The following is a 25,628-nucleotide window of genomic DNA, read 5'->3' on the forward strand; positions in this document are numbered from 1 at the left end:
CTCATGGATCGAAGAGTGCTCTCAGTGGTGGCGGCGCTGGTCCTCGCGCTGCCGGCGGGCGTCGCCGCGCAGCAGTTCGGCGGCGCGCTGGCGGTCAGCGGCGACCAGGTGCTGGTCGGCGAAGCCGGCAACGGGACGATGTCGGGGATCGTGTGGGTCTTCGGCCGAACGGCCGACGGCTGGGCCGAGACGGGCCAAGTCACGGTGTCGGACGAGATACGGGTGCCGGACGGCTTCGGGCGCGCGATCGCTGCCCGCGGGGAGTGGTTGTGGGCGGGCGCGCCGCTCGAAGGGGACGGCGCCGGGGCGGTCTACGTGTTCCGGGCGGACGGGTCGGGCGGCTGGGAGCAGGCCGCCCGGCTTGAAGCGCCGGGGGACGCGAGTGCGTTCGGGAGCGCGATCGCCCTCGGCGACGACGTGGCCATCGTGGCCGCACCGGGGGCGGACAGCGGCCGCGGGGCCGTGTTCTCCTACGCCGTCGGCCCGGACGGGGGAGTGACCGCCGGCGGGGCCGTGCGGCCGCCGGACGGTGTGGCCGCCTCCGGCTTCGGCGCGGCGCTGGCGCTCGACGGCGGTACGCTCCTCGTGAGTGCGCGTGAGGATGAGGGCGCGCCTCCCGCCGTGTTCGGGTTCGCGCGCGACGGCTCGGGCGGCTGGGCAGCCCCCGGCTCGCTTGAGGCGCCTTCACTGCCGGAACGCAGCGGCTTCGGCGCCGCACTCGCGGTCCGCGACGGCTTCGCGCTCGTGGGCGCCCCGATGCTCAGGGAGAGCGGCGGAGCGGTGTTCGCCTTCGCGCGCGGGCCGGAGGGCTGGGCGCTCGAAGCGCGGCTCGGGCCGCTGCTGCCCGAACCCAACGCGCAGTTCGGATCTTCGATCGGCTTTGATGGCGACGCGATGCTCATCGGGGCGTCGGGCAGTTCGTTCGGCGCGGGCACGTTGTACGCCTACCGGCGCGACGGGGATGGCCGCTGGAGCGAGGCGTCCGTGCTGATGCGCTCGCCGCTCGGGGAGCGTTCCGGCTTCGCCGGCGCGGCCATTCGATCCGGTGACCAACTCGTCATTGGAGCGACGGGGATGGATTCGCGCGCCGGTGCCGCTGTCGTCTACGAGCGGTCCGGCAGCGGCACCTGGGAGGCGGGCGGCACCCTTGTCAACGACTATCGCGGCTTCCCCGCCATCGCCGGCGAGGAGATCGAGTGCACGGATGGGCACGCGGATGTATTCGAGTGCCGGGACGTGAACATCACGGCCTTCATGCCGATCAAGGACCTCGGCGGCACCCGCGCCACGCGCGTCAACGACATCTGGGGCTGGACCGACCCCGAGACGGGCCGCGAGATCGCGATCGTCGGCCGCACCGACGGCACCTCGTTCGTCGACGTCAGCGACCCCTACAACCCCCGCTTCCTCGGCGACCTGCCGGCCACCGATGGTTCCCGACACATGATCTGGCGCGACATCAAGGTGTACCGCGACCACGCCTACATCGTGGCGGACGCCGCCCTCGAGCACGGCGTGCAGGTCTTCGATCTCCGGCAACTCCGGGACGTAGGCGATGAGCCCGTGTCGTTCGAGGAGACCTTCCTCTACGACGGGATCCACTCGGCCCACAACATCGTCATCAACGAGGAAACCGGTTTCGCCTATGCCGTCGGGAACAGCGGGGGCGGCGAGACCTGCGGCGGCGGTCTCCACATGATCGATCTCGGGGAGCCGGCCCTACCCGTCTTCGCGGGCTGCTTCGCACAGGAGGGGACGGGACGGCGGGGCACGGGCTACGTACACGACGCGCAGTGCGTCACCTACCGCGGCCCCGACAGCGAGCACGCGGGCAAGGAGATCTGCCTCGGCTCGAACGAACTGCAGTTCAACATCGTTGACGTCAGCGACAAGGACGCGCCGACCGGCCTCGCCACGATCCGCTATCCGAACGTGGCCTATGCGCACCAGGGCTGGCTGACCGACGACCACCGCTACTTCTACATGAACGACGAGGGAGACGAACCCCAGGGTCTCGTGGCCGGGACGCGGACGCTGGTGTGGGACGTGACGGATCTCGACGACCCGATCCTCGTCACCGAATACATCGCCGAGACGACGGCCACCGACCACAACCTCTACATCGTCGGCGACCTCATGTACCAGTCGAACTACTCGGCGGGTTTCCGCGTGCTCGACATCTCGGACCCAGAGAACCCGGTCGAGATCGGTTTCTTCGACACCTCGCCCTACGAGGGCGGCGCGTCGTGGAGCAACTACCCGTACTTCGCGAGCGGGACGATCGCCGTGACCGGGACGGGCGACGGCCTCTTCCTGCTCAAGAACATGGCGAGACCGCGCCTCGTGCCGTGAACGACGCGGCTCGGCCCGCCGACCTGAGCTACGAGGGTCCGATCGTCCTCTTCGACGGCGTCTGCAACCTGTGTGCGGGCGCCGTCCATTTCATCATCCCCCGGGACCGGCGTGGCCGGTTCCGCTTCGCTTCCCTGCAGTCCGAGGCCGGTCGACGGATTCTCGCCGGACCTGGTTCGGAAGGGCCGGACCCCGACGAGCCGCCCCAGTCGCTGGTCCTGGTTGCGAACGGAAGGGTCTATCGCAGGAGCGCCGCCGCCCTCCGTATCGCGGCGGGTCTCGACCGGGGGTGGCCGCTGGTCGCGGCATTCCTCGTCGTCCCCGCCCCGCTGCGCGATCTCGCCTACCGGTTCGTGGCCCGGAACCGCTACCGCTGGTTCGGCCGGAAGACGGCCTGCGAACTTCCACAGACCGAGGAAAGCTGGCGGTTTCTCGACGCCGGGGACGAGCTCACTGGCGCCAGCAGCGCGCCATGACCTGCTCGTCCGACAGGTCGAGTCCTTCCATCCTCGCGAGGGCTTCCACCTCACGGCTTCGCGCGTCGCGGCAGAGGACCTCGCGCAGCGCGTGATCGACAGCCTCCTCAAGTGAGGATGTCCCGAACAGATCTCGTACCTGTTCGCTCAACCTTCCGTCGACTATCACGCTGACTCTCCTCGCTCGACACCTCCGCGTAGAAATCCTCGCCGAGAACACCGCGCTGGCTCGGCTCGGCCGCTTGATAGCGGGATGCGTCCGCAACGGACACTCCTGCGGGACCCTCCGACACTGCCTGAAGGGATCGCTGGAGGGAGGGTCCGGCGGGGGCGGTACTGGTGTACCCGGTGCGGGCTTGACACTCAACCGGCGGGGTTCGATTCCCCGCGCCTCCACCTTCCCCTCGAACGGAGGGTCGGCGGGGACGGTACTGGTGTACCCGGTTCCGGACTTGACACCCAACCGGCGGGGTTCGATTCCCCGCGCCTCCACCTATCCCTCTACGTTTCAACCTATTGCGGGCTCGCGGATCCGTAAAGCAGCTACGGGGCGCCACGCTCGTGGACGACGCGCCCCCCGACGATCGTGTACAGCGCCTCGGCGTCGAGCAGCCGCGCGGGGTCGTTCCGCCCGGCCTCGATCAGGTCCACGTCGAACACCGCAATGTCCGCCAGCTTGCCGGGCGTCAGCGTGCCCTTGATCTCCTCCTCGAACGACGCCCACGCCGGGTTCCGCGTGTAGGCCTCGATCGCCTCCTCGATCGTCAGCCGCTGCTCCGGGAACCAGCCCTCCGCCGGCTCGCCGCCGAGCGTCTGCCGGCTCACCGCCGCGTACAGCCCGTACTTCGGATGCAGGAAGTAGCGGGCCGCGTTCGTGCCCGGGCTGTCGCTCCCGAACACGAGCACCGCCCCCGCGTCCTTCAAGGCGCGGAACGCGTATGCGCCCAGAGACCGCTCGGAGCCGATCCTCTCCTCCATCCAGCGCATGTCGTCCGATATGTGGTACGGGTTCACCTCCGCCACGAGGTTGAGTTCGCCGAAACGGTGGAAGTCCGCCTCTTCCACGACCTGCGCATGGATCATCCGCCAGCGGTGGTCCGCCTCGATCATGTCGTGCTCGCTCAACACGGCCTCAAACAGGTCCAGGAGGATCTTCACCGCCTTGTCGCCGATCGCGTGGATGTGCGGCGGGAGGCCGGTCGGGACCGCCTCCTCCATGAGCCGCTGGAGGTTGCCCTGCGGGAACTCGGTGTAGTTCTGGTCCCGGGCCAGCGACAGCGCGAGACCGTCGACGCCCTCGGGAAGCATGATCTGACGCACGATCCCGAAGTTGCCGGGCGCGTGGTCGTATTCCTCGTAGAACATGGCGCTCGAACCGCCCATGATCCCGTCGACCCACGCCTTGTAGCCGATGAAGCGGAGCCAGTCGTCGCCGAAGCCGCGCGTGATCCCGAGCCCGCCGGTATGGGTCACGTTGTCGAGCGAGGGACGGATGTTGATGCGGGCGGTCAGCTCGCCGCGCGCCCGCAACTCCTGGTATGCGCGGAGCTGCTGCGAGGAAGTGATGTCCTGGATCGTGGTCACGCCGCCCTCACGGGCCTCCTGCAGCACGGCGCGGACCTCGGTGAGACGCTGCTCGAACGACTTGGGCGTGATGGCGGCCCGGACGAGGTCGACGGCGGAGCCGGTGAGGATGCCCGTGACCCGGCCGTCCTCGCCCCTCGCGATCGTGCCGCCCGGGGGCGCTGGCGTGGCGTCCGTGATGCCGGCCATCTCGAGGGCGAGGCTGTTGGCGAGGTACATCGAACGGTCGAAGCGGTTGACGAGGACGGGGTGGTCCGGGGTCACGTCGTCGATGAGGTCGCGGTGCGGCGTGAACGGCCCGTTGGCACTCGAATCGCCGGCCTCCGCATCGCCGCCCTCCCCTTCGCGGCCGGTCGATCCCGCCTCCCACTGCTCATAGGCACCCCAGTCGCCGCGCGTGATCCAGCTCCCGGGGGCGAGTCGCTGCGCGGCCCGCGCGATCTCGTCGCGGAAACCCTCCGGCTCGTGGACTTCCAGCAGGTTGACGCCCACGATCAAGGCCCCCGTGCTCTCGACATGCACATGGCCATCGTTGAACCCCGGCGAGACGAAGGCCCCGTCCAGATCGATGACGCGCGTGTCGCGCCCCACCAGCGCCTCGGCCTCCGCGTTCGCGCCCACGACCGCGATGCGCTCCCCGCGGATCGCGATCGCCTCGGCGGCCGGCCGCTCGGCGTCGAGCGTGTACACGTCCCCGTTGATCAGCACGAGGTCGGCCGGGTCCTCCGGTCCCGCGGTCCCGCAGGCGGCCAGCACGACGAGCGCGGCGATGTTCCACTTCTTCATGACGTGTCCTCGAAGTCTCGGTTGGGCGACGGTCGTTGCAGGCGAGCGTGCGGCAGGTCAGCGGCCCGGGACGCGTTCCCAGACGAGCGTTCCGATTGCGCCCCCGCCCCGCGCCGGGTCCGGCTCGGTGCTGAGGATCAACCGGTCCGACCCATCGAAAGTGAACGACCGGGGCCGGTCCGAGCCGACCCAGCTCGGGAGCAGCGCTCCCTCCACATGGTGCGTGACGACCCCCGCCTCCATGTCGACGCTGTAGTCCCCGTAGTAGGAGAAGAAACCGCCCAGGATCGCATCCCGCATCTCCGCGCCGGTGGCTTCCGCCGCGTCCGGCAACTCGCGCCCGACCTGCATGAGCTGGGCCGACATGCGGCCGTCCGCCGTATACGTGATCTGGCCCGCAGGATTCCCGTCGTAGGGGAGCGTCACCTCGCCGTCGGCCGACCGGCTCTCCCACGAAGCGAGCGCCCACGCCCCGACAAAGGGGTTGTTCTCCTCGGAGGGTCCTGCGGTGCAACCCGCGGCCAGAGCCAGGGTCAGAACGACGCAGACGCCGCGCACCGGGGGAAGACTCGCAGCCATTGGGACCTCCACTCGCTTGGGCAGCACATGGTTACCGGGTTGGTTACCGGGTTGAGGAACGATATGCCCGTCCTCGGCGTCTTTCCACCGCGGCGTTCCCGCGGGAACGCCCGGGGTCTTGGCCACGTCCGGATGGTCGACCCCTCCACAGGGAGCGATGCCCTCTGTACCTTCCGGGTCCGGCCTGAAAGGCACCGGCGAGAAGCTGTGGTCTCTGAACGGAGTTCCTGGCGTGTCCGATCGCGAATCGAAGGCCGTGGATGGGGTGAGTCCGGACGACTTCACTCTGCCTTCCATGCGTCCGCGCGACCTGCTCGCGCACTTCGGTCCCGGGATGATACTCATGATGACGGGGATCGGAACGAGCCACCTCGTCACCGCGCCCACCGCCGGGGGCCGCTTCGCCTACGCCCTGCTGTGGTGCCTGCCCGTCGCCTACGTGTTCAAGTACTACGGCTTCGAGATGGCCTTCCGGTTCACCAACGCCACCGGCAAGAGCCTGCTCGAGGCCTACGCCACGGCCCGCTGGAAGTGGCCGCTGTGGTACGTGATGGTCACGACGCTCGTCCAGTGCGCGATCGGCCAGGCGGGACGTCTCATCGCGGCCGCCGCGGTGCTCTATTACCTGGTCAGCGAGACCCTCGGCCTTCCCCTCCCGCTCGAGGCATACGCCGCTCTGCTCGGCTTGCTCTCCGTGGCCATCATCCTCCGGGGTAGCTACAGGGCGATCGAGAACACGACGAAGACCCTCGCCGGCGTCCTCGTCGTTTCATCGCTCGCGGTCTACTTCGTCCAGCCGGCTCCGCTTGCCGCGATGGGCCACTTCTTCCTCGTCGAGATCCCCGGCGGCTCGTGGCTGGTGATCGCGGGCTTCCTCGGCCTTCTCCCGACCGGCATCGACGTCTCCCTGCAGGCGTCCGAATGGGGGAAGGCGAAGCGGGCGGGCATGAGCAAGATCCGGCCGCGCCTCGAAGAGGCCGGTGTCGTGCCCCGTTTCGATCCGTTCACCTCGCCGCGATCCGATCTCGCGGTCGATATCTCCAGACTTTCCCCCCACGCGCGCGAATACTGCCGCCGCTGGTTCCGGATCGGTCTGTGGGACTTCCGCACGGGGCACTTCGTCTCGTTCTTCCTCGCCGCGATCTTCGTACTCCTCGCCGCGGTGTGGCTCTACCCGAATCCGATCGCGGGACACGCGGTCATGGGGGAGATCGCCGGGATTTTCACGCTCAGCGTGGGACCGTGGATGATGGTGATCTTCATCCTCGGGGCGCTCGCGGCTACCTTTTCCACCGCCTTCAACTACTTCGACGGGTGGCCGCGCATCGTAGGCGCCTGCTGCCGGAATCTTTTCCGCGGCACGGCCCGCCTGCACGGGATCTCGCGCGCGGAGCGAGCCGATCCGGAGCGGAGAAGGACGTGGAACTCCGAGTACAACATCTATCGAATGACGATGTTCTACTCGCTCATCGCCTCCGTCCTCTACATCACGTTCGACCCCCGCCCCGTGTATCTCGTGCTCGTCGCCTCGGCGCTCGCCTTCTTCGTGGCGCCCGTGATCTACTTCTTCAACCTCTACTACTGCCTCAAGGTGATCCCGAAGGAGGACGAGGTCTTCTACCCGTCCTGGTTCGCGCGCTGGTTCGGCGGACTGAGCCTGCTCGTCTTCACGGGCCTGTGCGTGATCCTCATCTTCGCGCGCGTGTTCGAGGTCCCCCTCTTCGGCGCCTGATCCGGGTACAGGCAGCCGATACCCATGGGTATGACGAGCAGGCTGGCGGTCACGGGTGCTGTCGCGCTGACTGTCGCTTCGTGTACGGCCTCTGTGCCCCTGCGATCTTTCCGCGCAGTGCCATCGGGTCCCACGCTCGCGGAAGTGCCGCCCGTCCTCGCCAACGAGCCCGAAGTTCAGCAGGAGGTGGTGCGAGCCTATCCGCCGGAGCTCGTCGAACAGGGTGTGGGAGGCAGAGTCGAAGTCTGGGTGTACGTCGACTCGGCCGGCCGTGGCGGATCGGGTGCGGTCAAGACATCCAGCGGTAACGACGATCTGGACTGCGCCGCAATGCAGGTCGCCGACTTCATGGAGTTCGAGCCTGCACTGAACCAGGGTGTGCCCGCGGAGGTCTGGGTTTCGGAGTGGGTGGAGTTTCGGCCCGAAGCCGCCGAAGGAAGGGTCGCCGACCCGGGCCGCCCGCGCTGCGAGCGCTGGGACACCTTCCCCGTCGCCCTGGAGACCAACGAAATCGAGCGGTGGCTTGACGAAGCGTATCCACCCGAGCTAGTGGAGCGGGGCAGCGGAGGAAAAACCCTCCTCTGGCTATATGTCACCGAGTCGGGCGAGGTCCTCAAGTACGAGATCAGGGAGTCGAGCGGCTATGATGCGCTCGACGAGGCCGCCGGGACGGTCGCCATGAATATGCGCTTCGAGCCGGCGAGGCGCCTCGGGCTGCCCACGGGCATCTGGGTTGCGCAACCGATCACGTTCCGGGCCCCGGTGCCGACGATCCGCGAACCGAGACAGCCCCGGCGTCCGTTCCAAAGGCCGTAACCGGAGCATCGCTAGTCGGCGCTTCCATGCGGGAGCTTGGGGGGGCGAGCTACCCCCTGAGACGCTGCACGAACCACCAGGAGTGACCCTCGAGGTCCCTGGTTTCGTAGCTTCGGTCAGCCCAGTAATCCTCCCCGTAGTCCTGGGTCGCCGGCCCGGTCGTGATTGCGGCGCCGGCGGCGCGCGCTCGGCCAGCCGTCCGAAGGGTTCTTCATGGGGTTCTCCCTGGGTTCCTGCGTCAAGTTCAGGCGGAGGGATAGGCGCCGGCCACGCGCGCGCGCTGGCGGACCAAAGCCAGGACCACGTCGATCGTGGGCGTGGGGACATCGACCATGCGCCCCATCTCCTGGACGGCGGTGACGAGGGCGTCGATCTCCATCGGGCGGCCCTTGTCGAGGTCCTGCAGCATGGATGTCCGGTGCGCGCCCACCGCCTCGATCCCGTTGATCCGCCGCTCGATGTCGATCGAGAAGCGGGCGCCCAGGGCTTCGGCGACCGCCTGCCCCTCGAGCATCATCGTCTTCGCGACGGCGCGCGTGGCGGGGTCTCCGGCGATGTTGTCCAGCGTCTCCAGCGTGAGCGCGCTCAGCGGGTTGAAGGCGAGGTTCCCCCACAGCTTCACCCACATCTCATCCCGGATCCTGCGGACCGGAACCCGGAATCCGGCCTCGATGAGGGCCCGGCTCAGGCGCCTGACCCGCTCCGTCCTGTCTCCACTGGGCTCGCCGAGGGTGAAGCGGTTGTACTTCAGGTGCCGGATCACACCGGGTTCCGACACCTCGGTGGCCGCGTAGACGACGCAGCCGATCACGCGCTCCGGGCCGATCCCGTCCCACTGCACGCCGCCGGGGTCGAGACTGTCGAGGCGCCGGTCCCTCCAGGGCCCATCGAGGCGGTAGAAGTACCACCACGGGAAACCGTTCGTCGCCGTGACGACGGCCGTGTCTCGCCCCAGCAGCGGCTGCATGGGCTCCACGATGTAGGGGACGGAGTGCGCCTTGAGGGTGATGATCACGTAGTCCTGCGGCCCCACTTCCGCCGGGTCGTCCGTGCAGAAGGGGTGGGCGACGCGCTCCTCCCCGTCGATCAGGAGCCGCACGCCGTGCCGCCGCATCGCCTCGAGGTGGGGTCCCCTCGCTATGAGCGTGACGTCCTGCCCCGCCAGGGAGAGTTGCGCGCCGAGATATCCCCCGATCGCGCCGGCCCCGTAGATGCAGATCCGCATCAGCGCCCGCCCCCGCTCAGGCCAGGCCGAGCTTCTCGGCCATGCCGATGCGCTGGAGCTTGCCGGTCGGTCCCTTGGGGATGTCGTCCATGAGGAGGATCTTCCGCGGAACCTTGAAGTCGGCGAGACGCTCCGCCGCGAAGGCCTGGATCTCGCGCGGCGTGGCCTCCATTCCCTCGCGGAGCACCGCGGCCGCCACCACCTCCTCGCCCAGCTTGGGATGGGGCATCGCGAACGCCACCACCTGGCGCACGGCGGGGTGGTCGAGGATCGCTTCGTCGACCTCGCGCGGCGAGATCTTCTCCCCCCCGCGGTTGATGATCTCCTTCAGGCGGCCCGTGATCGTGACGTAGCCCTCGGCGTCCATCCTGCCCTGGTCTCCCGTCCGGAACCACCCGTTGGTGAAGGCCTCGGCGTTCGCCCTGGGGTTGTTCTCGTACCCGTCGCTGACATTCGCGCCGCGGATGACGATCTCGCCCACCTCGCCCGCCGGCAGGTGCGCCCCGGCCTCGTCCATGACCGAGACCTCGGGACCCGCGGCGATCCCCACCGTCCCCGGCTTGCGCGCCGCGGGCGGGAGCGGGTTGCAGGTCATCTGGTGCGCCGCCTCGGTCATCGCGTACGCCTCCACCACGGGAGCGCCGAACGTCTCCTCGAGTTCCGCCATCACCTGCGGGGGCAGGGAGGCGGAGGCCGAGCGGATGAAGCGCAGCTTCGCCCGTTCGATCGCCTCGCGGTTCCGCGGGGCGCGCGCCAGGATGGCCTGGTGCATGGTGGGAACGGCCGTGTAGAACGTGGCCCGCGCTTCGTGGAGCCACGAGTAGAAGCGTAGAACGTTGAAGCCGGGGCTGCAGAAGATCGAGCCGCCGACGCCGAGCGGCGCCAGGACCGCGGCCATCAGCCCGTGGATGTGGAACAGGGGCATGACGTTCAGGCAGCGGTCGGCGGCGCTCAGCTCCAGGGTGCGCTGGATGTTGCCCGCGGAGGCGCAGACGTTGCGGTGCGAGAGCGGCACGATCTTCGGGCGGGACGTCGTTCCCGAGGTGTGGAGGATGAGGGCGATGTCGCCGTCTTCCGCCAGGCCGCCCTGAAAACCGTCCCCCGTGGAGCCCTCGCCCCCCGACTCGTTCTCGTCGGATCCCCCCCGCATGAGTTCGAACGTCCCGGCCGGGGCCTTGGCGTCCGTATGCAGCTCGAGAACCGGTATCCCGAGGTCGGCGGCCGCGACCCGCGCGGGAGAGTCGCTTCCCGCCTCGAGGATGAGCGCCTTGGCGCTCAGGTCGGAGAGGTAGAACTCGTATTCGGGCTGCCGGTAGGCCGGGTTCAGCGGGGCGGCCGTGGCCCCGCACGCCACGGACACGAAGGCGGAGGCCATCTCGGGTCCGTTCGGGAGGACGATCGCCACGCGATCGTTCCGTCCGATGCCGAAGCCGTTTAGCGCGCCGACGGTGCTCTCGACGTGCCGGCGGAGGCCGGCGAAGTCCAGCGACTCGCGGCCGGGGGCGGCGATGGCGGGACTCTCCCCCGAACCGCTCGCGAGCAGTTCCCAAACAGTAACGGAATCCGGCATGGTCAGGTCAGGCCGGCCTGACGTCGCCGGTCTTGTTGATGGGTTCTCGTCACGGACAGTCGACGGCTCGCGTTCAGCAGGAGACGCAGCGGTGGTTGTTCTTCGCCCCGAGGCTCTCGAGCAGGGCGATCGTCTCCGGGAACGGCTGCACGCGCTGCACCGGCCCGTTCGCCAGGTCCACCGTGGTCTGGCCGTTACGGGCGACGAAGGTCACATCCGCGCCCTTCTCCACGAGATAGAGGATCATCTCGTTGTCGCCGCGGGAGGCGGCGTGGTGGGCGGGCGCATAGCCATTTTGGTCCCGGGCGTTCACGTCGGCGCCGAGTTCCTCGACGAGGAACTTCATCGCGGGGAGCCACCCGTCCGGCACGTGGCGGTGCGAGTTGCCGGCGAAACCCTGCCCATAACCAACGCCGGCCGCAGCGTGGATCGGGTAGACGGCCGGCCCTCCCACGGGGATCGGCTCGATGCCGGAATGGTCGACCGGGTCGCCCCGGCCGTACCGGCGCTCTTCCACCTTCGTCGTCGGGAGCGTGGGATCGGCCCCGTACTCGAGGAGCAGCTTCATGCCGTCGATGTCGAGCGCGTGCGCGGCCCGCCAGAAGGGCGTGGCGCCTGTGCGGTCGACGCCGAGCAGGTCCCGGTTGTAGGTCGTGAACCAGAGCGACTTCTTCAGCCGCGGGTTGGGATCCACACCCGCTTCGAGCAGCGTTCGCAGGACGTCGAGGTACGACCACTCCTGCTGGTGCACGTCCGTGGGCTGCGGATGCCGGGCCTTCGGCGCCCAGTGCATGTTGAGCGCCGCGTACAGCGGGGTGGCGTCGGCATCGCTCGCGAGGTTGGGGTCCGCGCCGCGCGCGAAGAGTTCCATCGCCAGGTCGAAGTGCCCGTTGATCATCGCCATGAGCAGCGGGGTCGTGCCGTCCGCGGCGCTCCGCTGATCGATGGCCGCGCCGCGCTCGAGCAGGGCGAACGCGACGTCCTCGTGGCCCTCGCGCGCCGCGAGCAGCAACGCGGTCAGCCCGCCGTGCGTACTGACGAGGTCCGCGTAGTTGCCCAGGCAGCCGGAGCAGGTCGGCTCCTCCGGGTCCTCCAGCCGCACGGGCTGCAGGCCGGGGCCGGCCCCGGCGGTCGGCATGGGCGCCGCTTGACGCTCGGCCGGGACCGGCGGCGTGCGGCCGACCCGGAGCGCCGCGATGCGTGCATTGCGCTCGCGGCGGTCCAGTTGGTCCCACGCGTCCCGCGCCACGACATCGAGCACATACGCGGAGAGCGAGGCGTCCGCCCCCGCGTCGAGGAGGGCCCGCACCGAGCCGGCCCGGCCCGCCGCCGCGGCGAACATGAGCGGCGTCTGTCCCCACTCCGGCTCGCGCGCGTCCGGCTCGGCACCGTGACGGACCAAGGCGGCGATCGCCTCCGGCGACCCGGCCGCGGCCGCGAAGTGCAGCGCCGTCGCGCCGGTCGTCGTCTCGGCGAGGGCGTCGGCTCCCGCCCCTAGCAGCGCGTTGACCAGCGACGCCCGCGCCGCGCGGCTCGCGACGTGGAGCGGCGTGTGCGCGCCCAGCCGCGTGCCCGCTTCGAGGTCCGCGCCTGCGGCGATCAACACCTCCGCCAGATCCAGCCGGCCCTTCATCGCGGCCCAGTGGAGCGCGGTCATGCCATCGCCCCGGACGCCGTTCACATCCTCGCCCGCCGCGAGCAGCGACCGCACCGCCGCCAAGTCGCCGCGCATGGCCGCGTCCGCCACCGGCGCGTCCGGCCCCATCGAAGAGCCGACCGGCGAGCCCGCCGGGCCGGCGGCCCCGAGCGCGAGCAGGGTCGCCGCCGCGGTCACGGAGAGTCGCGCACGCCGCATCAGTCGGCTGTCGCGGTGAAGGAGAACGGCCCCGTGCTGTTCCCGAAGCTCGTCATGTCGTCCAGGCCCAGCCTGTGCATCAGGCTCAGCATCACGTTCGCCATCGGCGTCCCCGGCGCCGCGCGCAGGTGGAGGTTGCCGTCCATCCGCCCCTGCGCGCCGCCCAGCACGAACAGCGGACAGCGCTTGTGGTTGTGCACGTTCGGGTCCCCCATCGGCGAACCGTAGACGATCATCGTCTTGTCGAGCAGGTGCGTGTCCCCCTCCATCGATTCCTTCAGCCGGTCGAGGAAGTACGGGACCAGCCCCACGTGGTAGCGGTTGATCTGCGCGAAGTCCGTGATGTTCCCTTCGTTATCGCCGTGGTGCGACGCCGGGTGGAAGCCCTTGTCGATCCCGCTCTCCGGATAGACCCGCCCGGACGCGTCCCGCCCCATCTTGAACGAGAACACCCGCGTCATGTCCGCCTGGAAGGCGAGCGCCTGCAGGTCGAACATCAACTTCACGTGTTCATCGAACGAATCGGGCACCCCCGCCGGCGCTTCGGGCAGTTCACGCTGCTGACCCGACTCGTTGCGGGCCACCACGCGCTGGATGCGGCGTTCGATCTCCCGCACGTTCTCCAGATAACGGTCCATGCGCTGCCGGTCGGAGGGATCGAGCCGCCCCTTGAGGCTCGCGACCTCGCCCGTGATGAAGTCGAGGATGCTGGCGCTCGAACGCTGCCGCGCGGCCCGCGCCTCCGGCGTCCCGCCGGCCCCGAACAGCTGGTCGAACGCGACGCGCGGATCGCGGATCATGGGGAGCGGCTGCGTCGGCGAGGACCAGCTGATCGTGTCCGTGTAGACGCATGCGTACCCGTACGCGCAGCCCCCGGCCTGGTCCACGTTCTCGATGCAGAGCTGCATGGACGGGATCGGCGTGTCCTGCCCGAAACGGTTCGCGTACAGCTGGTCGAGCGACGTCCCCACCAGCACGTCGGAACTCTCCGTCTGCTTCGGGTGCGACTGCGTGAGGAAGGTGGCGCTCGAGCGGAAGTGGTCGCCCCCGATCTCCTTCGGTTTGGTGGCTTCGGCCGCCTCGACATCGGTGTCGCTGATGATCGTGAGATAGTCGCGGTAAGCCTCGAGCGGACTCATCGCGGTGGGGGAGAGATCGAAGTTCCGCCCCGTTCCCACTGGCGACCAGTAGTTCTGCGCCGCCCCCCACTCGCTGCTCCCCGCCGCCCCGTGCACCATCTCGATGCAGACGAGCCGCGTCGGGTCCGCGACCTCCCGCGCCCACAGGCGCCCAGCCGGGACCATGGCGTCGAGGAGCGGCAACGCGACCGTCGCCCCGGCGCCCCGGAGGAACGTCCGGCGAGAAAGGTGTTTCCCTGCGATGAACTCCATCGGGCCTCCTCGGCTCGCTGGTTCCTGCTGGTTGCCGCTAGTTCCCGCTTTGGGCCTGCATGTCGTCCACCACGGCCTCGGCCCCCTTCATGCGGAAGGCCGGGCTGTTGATGACGCCCATGATGAAGGCCGACATGCGGTGGTCCTGTTCCTGTGCCTGTCTCGCGATCGACCGCACCGTGGGCATGTCGTAGTGCTCGACGCGCCGGCCCAGCGCGTACGCGAGCAGGTTCTCGGTGAAGGCGCGCACGAGCGGGACGGGCCGCGCGAGGAGCGCCGCGCGCAGATCCGCCGCCGTCCGGATGGGCGTCCCGTCGTACAGCTCGCCCTCCGCGTCGATCGGCATCCCGTTGTCCTTGATGCGCCGCGCCCCGGTGCCGTCGAAGTGCTCGAGGGCCAGGCCGATCGGATCGATTACGCGGTGGCACGAACGGCAGGCCGGGCTCGCCCGGTGCATCTCCATCCGCTCGCGCACCGTGAGCAGACGGCCTTCCTCCGCCTCAGGCGTCGCCTCCAGATCCGAGACATCCGGCGGGGGCGGGGGCGGGGGCGTCCCCAGCAACACTTCCATCACCCACTTCCCGCGCAGCACCGGAGAGGTCCGGCTCGCGTGGGAGGTCAGCGTGAGCACGCTCCCGTGCCCGAGGACGCCGCGGCGCTCGGGCTCGGTGATATCGATCCTGCGGAACTCGGTTCCCGTCACGCCCGGGATCCCGTAGTGCCGCGCCAGCCGCTCGTTCACGAAGGTGTAGTCGGCCGTCAGCAACTCGAACAGGCTGCGGTCCTCCTGCACCAGCGTGTGGAAGAGCAACTCGGTCTCTCGGTGCATCGCCTCCTTGAGCTGCTGGTCGAAATCCGGGTAGAGGCGGACGTCGGGGTGCATCCCCTCGAGATCCTGGAGGCGGAACCACTGTCCCGCGAAACGCGTCGCGAGCGCCTCGGCGCGTGGGTCGGCGAGCATGCGGCGCACCTGCGCCTCGAGCATCCCCGGATCGGAGAGCCGGCCCGCTCCGGCGACCTCCAGCAGTTCGTCGTCGGGGCCCGTCGCCCAGAGGAAGAAGGATAGCCGCGAAGCCAGATCGTAGTCGCTCAGGGCGTACACCCCGTCCGCGTCCGCCGCCGGGCGCTCCTCGAACCGGAACACGAAGTGCGGGCTGGCGAGGACGCCCTCCAGCGCCAGGCGGACCCCCTCCTCGAAGCCGCCCGCTTCGGCCCCGGCGCGGTACAGCGCCATGATCGCGGCGAGGTTGTCCTCCGTCAGCGGCCGGCGGTAGGCGCGGGTTCCAAGCCGCGACAGGATCGCCTCCGCGCACGATGACTCCTCCTCCGGCGCGGCGGGACGGCACGAAAAGACGCGCTGGCGGCTCGGCGTGCTCGACATCCCCGCCGGCTCGAAGGGACCCGTGACCGCGAGGTCCCGCAGGTGCGGGAGCGTCGTGAACCCGTACGCGTCCGTGATGCTGGTGCTCGCGATCGACCAGTCGTGCGGCGACATGAGGTCCTGCGACGGCCCCTCGAAGGTGCGGATGAAGGCGGCCGCCACGCGGTGCGGCCCCGCCTCGATGAAGACGGGCTCGGTCCGGAGGTTCACGCCGTCCGGATCGGACACGTGCATCCAGCGGTCGATGTCGAGGAGCGCGACACGTTCCCCGTCGATCGAGATCTCGATCCGCTCGGGCTCGTCGGTCGTGTGCAGGGCGCCCTTCCCGTTCCCGAACAGGGCGCCCGTCGTCTCGTGATGGAAGGAGACGCGGAAGGCGTACTCCCCGTCGGCCGGGAAATTGTGGTCGACCGCGACCCCGCCGCGGCTCCCGTACGGAGTGCCCTCGACGTGCTCCGCCTGCGAGGTCCAGCGCGACACCCGGAAGGTGGCCTCGCTGGGCGTGATCTCGGGGTCGCCGATCGCGAGCCGGCTGACCTCGCTCGCCGCGCGCAGATACCCGTCCATCAGCGTGGGTGAGAGCAACTGCACATCGGCGATGTTGTCGAAGTTCGCGCTCTTCGTGTCGAGCGGCAGGTAGTCGCCGGCATCGATGTCGAGGTCGAGGAGGTCGTAGATGGAGCGCGAGTACTCCGCGCGGTTCAGCCGCTGGAAGGTCCGGCGGCCGGGGTTCGGGTTCGCCTCCCACGCCGCGTCGAGACGGGATTCGAGGACGGCCGCGAGCGTCTGCAGGCTGTCCGGCGTCGGCCGGCGCACTCCAACGGGTGGCATCATCCCGGCCCTCAGCTTCCGCACCATTCGCTCCGCGATGACCGGGTTGTCGGCCGCGCCATCGACGTCGAACGTCTCCAGCGACATGCCTCCGCTGACCCGCCGCGGGTTGTGGCAGCGCAGACAGGTCCCGGCGACGACGCCCTGCGCGACCTCCACGGAGAGCGTGTCGACGGCGGGCGCCGTGGTCGGCGGCGAGAGCGGTGTGACCGGGCCCGGCCAGACGGAGGGAGGATGCTCGGCTCCCGCCGCGCCGTCAGCGCTCTGGCCAACTACGGGGCTCGGGAGAAAGCCCGCTGTGACCAGCAGCAGAACCGATGTTCGCATGGCCGAGGCCTCGTCCAGGCAGCCGTGTCGCGCCCCCTCGGGACGCAAGGGTACACCGCGTGAAAATGTACCATCGACGCGGATCGCCCGGCCAGCCGCGTACAAGACTAGGCCATCGGGTAGCCCACCGATTCCTCCGGTTTGCCGGTTGCCCAGTTGCGGTCTCGCAGCCAGAGGGCGGTGGCCGCCAAAGCGAACGACGCGGCCCACAGCCAGCAACCGAGGCCCTCGTAGTGGAACGCGATTGGGTCGCCGCCGATGCCGTACAGGATGGTCGGTCTGAAGAGATTACTGGTCCCCAGCCCAAGGCCCGAGACGCCCATGACACCGAGGACTCTTCGAAGCCACCGTCGCCCGGGTCGCCGAGAGCCGAACAGCGCCGGAAGGGTCATGGCCATCGGAAGATTGGCGAGTAGCACCGCGGGGACGCCCACCATCGCCATGGCCAGGCCCCCTCCCGTCATCATCATCCACAGGAACTCGTATCCGACGTCGGACAACATTGCGAGGTCAGCCTTGGGTACCCCAAGCCCGACAGTCCGAGAGAGCGGCAAGAAAAACGATGCCGCGAACAGCGCCCAGCCGGCCAACAGAAGAGGCCGCCATCTGGGCCGTCCGGCCTTCGCGAACTCCTTCGAGAGCGCGGTCGACTCGCCCAGTGCGTCGCACGCAGTGCTGAAGGCTCGCGCCGGCGCCTGCTCGGGAGTCAGCTCGAGTTCCAACTCGAAGCGCGCGCGCAGGTGATCCTCGAGTTCATCGACTTCGCGCGGTGAGAGCGAAGACCTGCCTTCCAAGCGGCTTCGCCACCTTCTGACTTCGGGCTCAAGTTCAAACACAACAGCCTCCCAGGGACATCTCGCGGGCTCCACTACGCTGCCCGCTAACGCTTACGGGCTCATTGGGAGTGAGATGGACGCGACGGACGGGCGATCGAACTCGTCTCTGTAAACGCCCCAGACTCGAGAATCCGAGAACCGGTACGCATCGAACCGATCCGGCAGTCGAACTTCCCGAGCGGTTCCGTCAGTCGCGATTCGCAGCCACAGCCGACCGCCGCTCAGTCCACCGGCGTCGAGATCAAGGGGCTGCAACCACATCGTCGCGTCTTCGCTGCAGCGAAAATCCACATACCGGGGCAGGTAGCTCGCGAGTTCGTGCGGCTCCCCCCGGACCCTCCGCGCCATCTGATCCAGGAGCCGAAGACTGTCCTCCGCGGCGAGCCTGGTTGCGACATCTCCCGTCACCTCGGCCTGCCTCAGCGCAAACACCGCTGCGGCAAACTGTCGAGGGTTGACCTCGGTGAAGGGAACGGGCGGCAGGTCGATCGGGGGCGCCTCGGCACCCGATCCGTCGAAGCCACGCAGCTGATTTCTCGCCCGATCGTACACGCGCACGAGATTGTCGCCGCACGAAGCCCACAGCCGGTACCACAGGGGAAAACCGCCGTCGCTCCGGATGAAATCTCCGGATGGATCGTCGAGCGCGTCGCCGAGCGCGACGAGGTCTCGAACCGCTCCGGCCTCCGGATCGAACGCGACCAGATCGGCTCGCAGGAGCGAGAGACGGAACCGCAGTACACCGTCCGCCATCGACCCGCTCGAGCGGGGCACGATGATCTCGCGGCCGAGCCGGGCCGTTCGGACCGAGGTCGTCAGCATGCTCATGCCGGTCCGAACACTGCCGGGCGGGAGGGCCTCCGACCGCAGGGGGATCTCCGTCCAGTCCGCGTCCGGTCGTGAGATTCGGATCATCGCGTGGCGCACGAGGTCGAGGACCCAGGCCTCTCCCTCCCAGCCTCCCGCGACGAAGGCCGAAGGCATCGCGAATTCGTCGGGTCCTCTTCCGGCCCGTCCGTGAGCGCCGAGGGACTCGCCATCCGGGCCGAATCCGACGAAGTACGGCGCGCTCGAATTCAGAACCCAGACGGAGCCGTCACTCAACACCCCCAAGTCCCGCACCACGGCGAGGACATCGGAGCTGCCCAGCACTTCGATGGTCGACGCCGCGAACTCGACGGGGGCGCCGGGCTCGACGCCGACCGACGCCCCGTCACCGCAGGCGAGGCACGCCGCGCCGGACAGGACCGCGGCAACGCTCAGTGAAGTCAGGAGTTCAACAGATCCGGCTTGGCGGATGCCCATTCGCGTTTGCGAAGCCGGAGGGCGGCGGTAACGCAGACGAATGAAACCGACCACGCCCAGTAGCCGACACCCAGATACCCGACGCCGCCGACGCCAGCGGCTGTGATCCTCGGAGGCCAGCCGAGACCGATGACGCCGAAACCGAGAGTGAGAGCGCCCACGGCTCCGACGAGCAACGTTGGTGCACGCCACCGACGCGAGCGCCGCAGCGTCGGCAGGGTCATCAGCATTGGCAGATTGAATAGCAACACAACGAGCGGCGGCCAGAGCTCACCCTGCTGGAAGGGCTGCACAAAGGACTCGTAGCCATAGGCCGTCAGGTCGGCACCAGGGTTGGACGGGCTGAACCCCAGGGTCACCGCCAGAGCCGGTAGGAGAAACGACGCCGCGTACAGAGCCCAGCCCGCCAGCAGGAGGCGCCGCCACCGGGGCCGTCCAGCCCTGGCGAAATCTCGCGAAATCGCCCTGAGCTCGCCGAGCTCGTCCGCAGCGACCGTGAGCGCCCTGGCAGGCGTCAGCGCGGGGTTCAGCTCGAGTTCCAGTTCGACGCGTGCGCGGAGGTGATCTTCGAGCTCATCCAGCTCGCGGGCCGAGAGGGACGATCTTCGTTCCACCTGCCTGCGCCAACTCCCGACTTCCCTTTCCAGTTCGAATTCCAGTTCAAACACGACTGCCTCCCCAGGACAACTCAAGGGCTCCGTACACGGCCCGCCAGCTCTCACGGTCCGACGCCAGCCGGCGCTTCCCGCGAGCCGTCAGCCGGTAGTACTTACGCCGCCGCCCCTGGTCGGTCAGCTGCCAGCGGCCGACGATGAGCCCGTCACGCTCCAGCCGGTGGAGGACCGGGTAGAGCATTCCATCGGACCACTCGAGTTCGCCGCCGGAGAGCACCTTGACGTGCTTGAGGATCTCGTAGCCGTAGCTCTCGCCGCCGGCCAGGATGGAGAGCACCATCGGGCGCGACGACGCGGCCACCAACTCCTTGTAGACCGTTTTCTTCATGCGAACCCCGTGTATCCGGTCTCATACCATGAGACGCAATGTACATTGCAGTACAAGGTATAGGGGTCACCGGATCGCCGCAAACGACTCTCGTCGGACGTTCCCGCGGGAACGTCAGATGTGCTGGTCAGCGACTGAAATCGAGCAGAACCTTGCCGAGCGGACCGGATTCCACGGCCTCGTGAGCGGCCGCGATGTCTTCGAGGGTGAAGCGATCCGCGATCGTGTGGCGCAGCTCTCCGCTCGCCAGCCACTTCGTGAGATCTTCCACGGCCTGCTTCTTCGCCTCCTCGGGCATCAGGAAGACGAGTTCGAAGCGCAGGGTCAGGTTCTTGTAGAGGAGGGTGTAGAACGGAACGGCGGGCTGCGGATCGCCCTCGGAAGCGTAAGCGGAGATCACCCCGTTCGCTTTCAGCATCGCGATCGAGGCGTCGAGGTTCCCGCCCATCTCCACCTCGACGATTCTGTCGAGGCCCTCTCCATCGGTCAGTTCCATGACGCGGGCCGCGACATCTTCCTCTCGATAGTTGATGACGGCATCCGCGCCGGCCGCCCGCGCAATCCTCCCCTTTTCGTCCCCACTCACGGTGGCCAGGACCCGCGCACCCCCCAGCCGGGCGCACTGGATCGCGTAGGCGCCGACGGCACCGGCACCGCCGGTCACGAGCACGGTCTGACCGTCGACGGGGCCGTCGCGGTACACGCAGCGATGCGCGGTCAGCGCGGGGATGCCGAGACACGCACCCTCGGGGAAGGACACGCCCGCGGGGAGCGGGACCGCCCGGGACGTGGGGACCGTCACGAACTCGGCGGCGGTGCCGAAGTCGCTCCCCCACTGGGCTTCGTAGATCCAGACACGCTTGCCGAGGCTGCCGGGATCGACGCCGTCCCCCACCTTGTCGATGACCCCGGCGCCATCGAAGTGGGGCACGACGAGTGCCGAGTCCATACCGCCGCGGCCGCCGAAGCGGCGTTTCACATCGACTGGGTTTATCCCCGAGGCGAACATCCGCACTCGCACCTCGCCGGACCCGGGGGAAGGCAACTCGCGTTCGCCGACTTCCAGCACGTCGCGCGCCGATCCCTGCTTCGTGTACCAGGCCGCTCGCATGTTACCTCTCTCGTGGCTAGTCGCCGCTGCCGTCTCCCCCGGAACTCAGGCCCTCCGTGTGTCCGTCCACGGGGAGCGCCTGCCCGGAGATCTTCGCACCTGCGCCCGAGGTGAGGAAGAGGACGAGCGCGGCCACGTCCTCGGCGTCGACGAAGGTTCGGAGCGAAATCTGCCGGAGCCAGCTCTGCCGGATCGCGTCCTCGGACACGCTCTGGGCGGCGGCCTGGGCGGCGATCACGCGGTCGATGCGGTCGCCGCGCACGCTGCCCGGGCAGATGGCGTTCACGCGGATTCCGGCCGGACCCAGCTCCATGGCTAGGGTGCGGGTGAAGCCGGTCACGCCCCACTTGGCGGTGGCGTACGGGCTCCGCAGCGGGTAGCCGTGCAGCCCCGCGGACGAGGAGAGGTTCACGATCGATCCGCCGCCCGCGCGCCGCAGGGCGGGGACGGCGGCCCGGGCGCAGAGGAACATGCCGTCGAGGTTGACCGCCAGCGTCCGCCGCCAGCCGTCGAGGTCGAGCGTCTCGACGGGCCCCGTCGGCCCGGCGGTCCCCGCGTTGTTGACGAGGACATCGAGCCCGCCCAGCCGGTCCAGCGCCTCCTCGAAGAGCCGGACCACGTCCGCTTCCGACGAGATATCCGCCACCGTCCCGTCGAGATCGTCTTCCGTCGATCCCAGCAGGTACTCGAGCGCCGCCGGATCGCGGTCGCAGGCATGCACGCGCGCTCCTTCGTCCAGGAAGGCGCGCGCGATCACTCGCCCGATCCCGGCCCCGGCCCCGGTGACGATGACGCGCCGGCCCTCGTGTGACGGCACGACGCTCAGCCTCCGTCTCCATCTGACCCGCCCGCCTCGTACCCGTGGCTCGCGTCGGGATAGAGCCCCTCGCGCACTTCCCCGGCGTACCGGCCCACCGCGTCGCGTACCGCGGCGCCGAGTTCGGCGTACCTCTTCAGGAAGCGCGGGCTGAACCCCTCGTTCAGGCCCAGCATGTCGTGCAGGACGAGCACCTGTCCGTCGCACTCCGGACCGGCCCCGATCCCGACGGTCGGCACGGAGATCGCCTCCGTCACCCGCCGCGCCGCCACCGTCGGCATCAGTTCGAGGACGATCGAGAAGACGCCGGCTTCCTCCAGAGCGGCCGCTTCCTCCACCAGCCGCGACACCGCCTCTTCGTCCCTCCCCTGAATCCGGTGCCCGCCGAGCGCGTGCACCGACTGCGGCGTGAAACCGAGGTGGCCCATCACGGGAACCCCCGCCCGAACGATCGCCCTCACCGCGTCGAGCACGTCGAACCCACCCTCCAGCTTCACGGCCCCCGCCCCCGTCTGCTTGAGGATGTTTCCCGCGTTCCGCACCGCCTCCTCGACCGAGACCTGGTAGCTGAGGAAGGGCATGTCCACGACGACGAACGCGCGCGACGTCCCACGCACCACGATCCGGCCGTGGTACGTCATCTGTTCCACTGTGGCGGCGAGGGTCGACTCTTCTCCGCACAGGACGCTGGCCAGGGAGTCGCCCACCAGGATGAGGTCCACCCCCGCCGCGTCGACGAGCGAGGCGAACAGCGCGTCGTAGGCGGTAATGGCGACGATCTTTTCGCCCCGCGACTTCATCGCGCCGAGATCGAACGTCGTCACCTTCCGCCCTCCGGAGCCCCCGCCCGGCACGCTCATGGTCCGCGTCGGCGGATCACTCGTCATGCGATCACCCGTCCTCGGCCGGGAACAGGGACCGTCCCGTCTCGGCATCGACCACGCGGATCGCGCTCACCGGGCAGTTCGCCGCCGCCGCCAGCACCGCGGACTCCGTGTCGCCCGCGGGGTCGACCACCGTCGACTGCCGGCCCTCGTTGTGCGCGAACACGCGCGGCGCCGTCGCCACGCACATCGCGTTGCCGACGCACAGTCCGTGATCGATCTCGATCTTCACGCTGTAACGCTCACGACGGGACCGTCCAGGTGACGGGCAGCGATTCGAGGGACCGGAACTGGATGCTCGGCTGGTAGCGCAGTTCCTCCGTCTCCAGTTCGAACCGGTCGAAGCGGCGGGCCAGGCCGCGGAAGACCTCCTGTCCCTCCATGCGCGCGAGCGCGACCCCGAGGCAGTAGTGGATCCCCGACCCGAAGGAGAGGTGGGGATTCGGCTGGCGTGCAATATCGAACCGGTCCGGGTCCTCGAACACCGCGGGGTCCCGGTTCGCCGCCGCGATGATCCAGCGGATGCGCTCGCCCGGTGAAAGCGTCTTTCCGCAGAGTTCGGCCCTCTGCGCCACGATGCGCTGGGTCGACTTCACCGGCGGGTCGTAGCGCAGGCACTCTTCGGTCGCCGTCCGCGCGAAGCCGTCCGGGTCCGCTCGCAGCCGGTGCCACTGCTCGGGGTGCGCGATGAAGGCGCGGAGCCCGTTGCAGATCAGGTTCATCGTCGTCTCGTGTCCCGCGAACAGCATCAGGCCGGTATTCACCAGCACCTGGTGGCGCGTGAACGCGCCGTCCGTCTCGCCCCGGGCCAGCGCCGAGATCAGATCCTCGCCGGGGTCCTCGATCCGCTCGCGCACGAAGGGTCGGGCGTACTCCATGATCCCGCGGATCCCCTCGGTCAGCGGCCGCAGCCGGTCGGGCTCGCCGCGGTTCAGGTGGAGGATGCTGTCCGCCAGCCCTCGCAGCGTGTCCATGTCCTCGCGCGGGACGCCCATCAGGCGCGCGATCACCCGCACCGGGAGCGGCGCCGCGAGATCCGTGACGACGTTCATCCGCCCGCGGGGCCACACCTCGTCCAGAAGTTCGTCCACCGCCCGACGCACGAACGACCGCCAGCCCTCCATCGCCGTGGGCGTGAAGAAGGAGTGGACGGTCTTCCGCTGCTCCAGATGCTCGGGTCGGTCCTGCTCCACCAACTGGTCCGCGCGGAACGTCCTGACGTCGTCGAAGAGGTGCGTGTCTTCGGGGAGGACCGGCGGGTACGGGGCTGATTCGACCCCCCGGATGACGGCCGAAGAAAAGAGCTCGTGATGCCGGAGAATCCAGACGACGGCGTCGTATCCCGTGACCACCCACAGCCCGAACTTCTCGTTCCAGTGGACCGGATCCCGTTCCCGCAGCCGCGCGAAGCCGGCGTACGGGCGGGCGATCACCTCCTCCGCGAAGAGGTCGTCGAGGTCCGCCGCCGGCTCAGGGGACGAAGCGATAGACGACGGGCAGTTGCTCGACATCCGTGACGCTCGAGTCCGTGTGGTGATAGACGTTCTGCCGCCCGGTGCCGCAATCACCGAAGGCATCGCAGGAGACTTCGCCGACGAGACCCCGGAGGCCGACGGCGCCGATTCGGGCCCGCAACGCGGAGCGGTCCAGGTACAGTCGTCCGCCTTCCTCGACGGCGATGGCCCGCACGGCGTCGAGCAACAGCGTCGTCGCATCGTAGGCGAGCGCCCAGTACGGCGTCGAGGGATGCTCGCCGTACGCCGCTTCATAGGCGGCGATGACGGCTTCCGCGCTCTTTCCCGTTACCTCGTTGACGTTGCCGCTGTAGTCCGATTCCGGCCCGGCGAAGTAGATCCCCTCGGACTGCGGCTCCGCCAGGAACTCGGAGACGAGCAGTGCCGCGCCGGAGATGAGCGTCACCCCCTCGAGGCCGTCGAAGGCCCGCGCCTGCGCCGCGAAGGGCGAACCTTCGGGACGGAACAGCGGGAAGAAGATCCCACCGGGCCCGGCCGCCGCGAACTCCGCGAGCACGGACGTCATATCCGTCTGGCCCTTCCGGATCCCGGTGGCGACCGGGACCTCGCCGCCCAGGGCGCGGAACGCATCCCCGAAGGCCTTCACCAGCGCCGTCGTGTAGGGATCGCCGTCGTGCAGCGTCACGATGCGGCTGAGACCCAGCTGGTTGTACGCGAAGTTGGAGACGGCCCGCGCCTGATAGAGGTCGTTGTTGGCGACGCGGAAATAGCCGGGGTGATGGTCGGGGTTCGGGTTGCCCGCCAGATCCGAGGTCAGCAGCGGCGACGTGGTGCTCGGTGCGACCATCACGTACCCGGCCTGGCTGATCACCGGCGAGGCGGCCACCGCCGCGGCCGAACAGGACGTGCCGATGACGCCCACGATTTGCGGGTCGGCGACGATCTCCCGGGCGCCCGCCCGGCCGCCCTCCGGCGAGCACATCGAGTCCACGGCGTCACCCAGTTCGACGTTGCGGCCGCGGACGGTCGCCACGTCCCGGACCGCGAGTTCCACGCCGCGCCGGGCCGCCACTCCCAGCGAGGGCGCCCCGGTCATCGCAAGCAGAGACCGGATCTTCACGGCCTCGCCTCGCCTCACCGTGACCACGCCCAGCGGGCCCGGCTCGAAACTCGATGGCCCGGTGGTTCCGTCGCACGATGCGGTGACGGCCGCGGCGACAATCGCGGCGACAATCGCGGCGAGAGCGGTAAGCGGCGTCCGCGGGACAATTCCGGCTCGGTGGTCCATCGGTG

22 protein-coding genes are annotated in these 25,628 nt (G+C 69.2%); 4 read left to right on the plus strand and 18 right to left on the minus strand.

Annotation, left to right across the window (positions count from 1 at the left end; all coding sequences use genetic code 11):
• The first annotated feature begins 3 nt into the window (after positions 1-3).
• Positions 4-2,352 (plus strand): choice-of-anchor B family protein, encoded by a 2,349-nt coding sequence (locus tag ACOQPP_RS12960; protein ID WP_420636713.1) that lies wholly within the window; start codon positions 4-6, stop codon positions 2,350-2,352.
• A complete protein-coding gene (locus ACOQPP_RS12965) occupies positions 2,349-2,828 on the plus strand; it encodes a thiol-disulfide oxidoreductase DCC family protein (RefSeq protein WP_419166085.1) in 480 nt (159 codons plus the stop codon). The genes ACOQPP_RS12960 and ACOQPP_RS12965 overlap by 4 nt, the downstream gene beginning before the upstream one ends.
• Here ACOQPP_RS12965 and ACOQPP_RS12970 read toward each other — a convergent pair.
• The 3 genes from ACOQPP_RS12970 to ACOQPP_RS12980 all read right to left on the minus strand — a co-directional run bounded on the left by ACOQPP_RS12970 (position 2,803) and on the right by ACOQPP_RS12980 (position 5,777).
• Positions 2,803-2,997 carry a hypothetical protein gene (locus ACOQPP_RS12970; protein WP_419166084.1) on the minus strand — a complete coding sequence of 65 codons (195 nt, stop codon included), beginning with the start codon at positions 2,995-2,997 and terminating at the stop codon, positions 2,803-2,805. The genes ACOQPP_RS12965 and ACOQPP_RS12970 overlap by 26 nt on opposite strands.
• Positions 2,998-3,371: 374 nt before the next feature.
• A complete protein-coding gene (locus ACOQPP_RS12975; protein ID WP_419166083.1) occupies positions 3,372-5,198 on the minus strand; it encodes an amidohydrolase in 1,827 nt (608 codons plus the stop codon).
• Positions 5,199-5,255: 57 nt separating this feature from the next.
• Positions 5,256-5,777: a lipocalin-like domain-containing protein gene (locus ACOQPP_RS12980; RefSeq protein ID WP_419166082.1), complete on the minus strand. Its 522-nt coding sequence runs from the start codon at positions 5,775-5,777 to the stop codon at positions 5,256-5,258.
• A gap of 232 nt (positions 5,778-6,009) precedes the next feature.
• Between ACOQPP_RS12980 and ACOQPP_RS12985 the strand changes: the two genes are divergently transcribed.
• Both ACOQPP_RS12985 and ACOQPP_RS12990 read left to right on the plus strand, forming a co-directional pair.
• Entirely contained in the window at positions 6,010-7,509 is a 1,500-nt protein-coding gene (locus ACOQPP_RS12985) for an Nramp family divalent metal transporter (RefSeq protein ID WP_419166081.1), read from the plus strand.
• Between the two features lie 117 nt (positions 7,510-7,626).
• Entirely contained in the window at positions 7,627-8,325 is a 699-nt protein-coding gene (locus ACOQPP_RS12990; RefSeq protein WP_419166080.1) for an energy transducer TonB, read from the plus strand.
• Positions 8,326-8,569: 244 nt separating this feature from the next.
• Here ACOQPP_RS12990 and ACOQPP_RS12995 read toward each other — a convergent pair whose 3' ends face one another.
• The 15 genes from ACOQPP_RS12995 to ACOQPP_RS13065 form a co-directional block, all read right to left on the minus strand.
• Entirely contained in the window at positions 8,570-9,550 is a 981-nt protein-coding gene (locus tag ACOQPP_RS12995; RefSeq protein ID WP_419166079.1) for a 2-dehydropantoate 2-reductase, read from the minus strand.
• A 16-nt stretch (positions 9,551-9,566) separates the two neighbouring features.
• Positions 9,567-11,120 carry an acyl--CoA ligase gene (locus tag ACOQPP_RS13000; protein WP_419166078.1) on the minus strand — a complete coding sequence of 518 codons (1,554 nt, stop codon included), beginning with the start codon at positions 11,118-11,120 and terminating at the stop codon, positions 9,567-9,569.
• Between the two features lie 73 nt (positions 11,121-11,193).
• Positions 11,194-12,975 carry an ankyrin repeat domain-containing protein gene (locus ACOQPP_RS13005; RefSeq protein ID WP_419166077.1) on the minus strand — a complete coding sequence of 594 codons (1,782 nt, stop codon included), beginning with the start codon at positions 12,973-12,975 and terminating at the stop codon, positions 11,194-11,196.
• Positions 12,975-14,366 (minus strand): DUF1552 domain-containing protein, encoded by a 1,392-nt coding sequence (locus ACOQPP_RS13010; protein WP_419166076.1) that lies wholly within the window; start codon positions 14,364-14,366, stop codon positions 12,975-12,977. The genes ACOQPP_RS13005 and ACOQPP_RS13010 overlap by 1 nt, the downstream gene beginning before the upstream one ends.
• Before the next feature lie 37 nt (positions 14,367-14,403).
• Positions 14,404-16,905, minus strand: a complete 2,502-nt coding sequence (locus ACOQPP_RS13015) for a DUF1592 domain-containing protein (RefSeq protein WP_420636714.1) — start codon at positions 16,903-16,905, stop codon at positions 14,404-14,406.
• A gap of 107 nt (positions 16,906-17,012) precedes the next feature.
• A complete protein-coding gene (locus ACOQPP_RS13020) occupies positions 17,013-17,699 on the minus strand; it encodes a hypothetical protein (RefSeq protein ID WP_419166074.1) in 687 nt (228 codons plus the stop codon).
• Positions 17,700-17,792: 93 nt separating this feature from the next.
• On the minus strand, positions 17,793-19,046 hold the full coding sequence (locus ACOQPP_RS13025; RefSeq protein WP_419166073.1) for a hypothetical protein: 1,254 nt from the start codon (positions 19,044-19,046) through the stop codon (positions 17,793-17,795).
• The gene (locus ACOQPP_RS13030) at positions 19,010-19,714 is read right to left on the minus strand and encodes a hypothetical protein (RefSeq protein WP_419166072.1); all 705 of its coding nucleotides are present in this window, start codon (positions 19,712-19,714) and stop codon (positions 19,010-19,012) included. Before ACOQPP_RS13030 ends, ACOQPP_RS13025 begins: the two co-directional genes overlap by 37 nt.
• Positions 19,707-20,048, minus strand: coding sequence for a PadR family transcriptional regulator (locus ACOQPP_RS13035; protein WP_419166071.1), 342 nt, complete (start codon positions 20,046-20,048; stop codon positions 19,707-19,709). Before ACOQPP_RS13035 ends, ACOQPP_RS13030 begins: the two co-directional genes overlap by 8 nt.
• Positions 20,049-20,175: 127 nt before the next feature.
• The gene (locus ACOQPP_RS13040) at positions 20,176-21,159 is read right to left on the minus strand and encodes an NADPH:quinone reductase (protein WP_419166070.1); all 984 of its coding nucleotides are present in this window, start codon (positions 21,157-21,159) and stop codon (positions 20,176-20,178) included.
• A 16-nt stretch (positions 21,160-21,175) separates the two neighbouring features.
• Positions 21,176-21,976, minus strand: a complete 801-nt coding sequence (locus ACOQPP_RS13045) for an SDR family oxidoreductase (RefSeq protein WP_420636715.1) — start codon at positions 21,974-21,976, stop codon at positions 21,176-21,178.
• A 5-nt stretch (positions 21,977-21,981) separates the two neighbouring features.
• Complete coding sequence (gene panB / locus ACOQPP_RS13050) at positions 21,982-22,863, minus strand: 3-methyl-2-oxobutanoate hydroxymethyltransferase (protein WP_419166068.1); 882 nt, start codon at positions 22,861-22,863, stop codon at positions 21,982-21,984.
• A gap of 4 nt (positions 22,864-22,867) precedes the next feature.
• The gene (locus ACOQPP_RS13055; RefSeq protein WP_419166067.1) at positions 22,868-23,092 is read right to left on the minus strand and encodes a ferredoxin; all 225 of its coding nucleotides are present in this window, start codon (positions 23,090-23,092) and stop codon (positions 22,868-22,870) included.
• Positions 23,093-23,102: 10 nt separating this feature from the next.
• Entirely contained in the window at positions 23,103-24,371 is a 1,269-nt protein-coding gene (locus ACOQPP_RS13060) for a cytochrome P450 (RefSeq protein WP_420636716.1), read from the minus strand.
• The gene (locus tag ACOQPP_RS13065; protein ID WP_420636717.1) at positions 24,331-25,623 is read right to left on the minus strand and encodes a branched-chain amino acid ABC transporter substrate-binding protein; all 1,293 of its coding nucleotides are present in this window, start codon (positions 25,621-25,623) and stop codon (positions 24,331-24,333) included. Before ACOQPP_RS13065 ends, ACOQPP_RS13060 begins: the two co-directional genes overlap by 41 nt.
• Positions 25,624-25,628: the final 5 nt, after the last annotated feature.

The organism is Candidatus Palauibacter sp., from assembly GCF_965222475.1.
Classification (GTDB): Bacteria; Gemmatimonadota; Gemmatimonadetes; order Palauibacterales; family Palauibacteraceae; genus Palauibacter.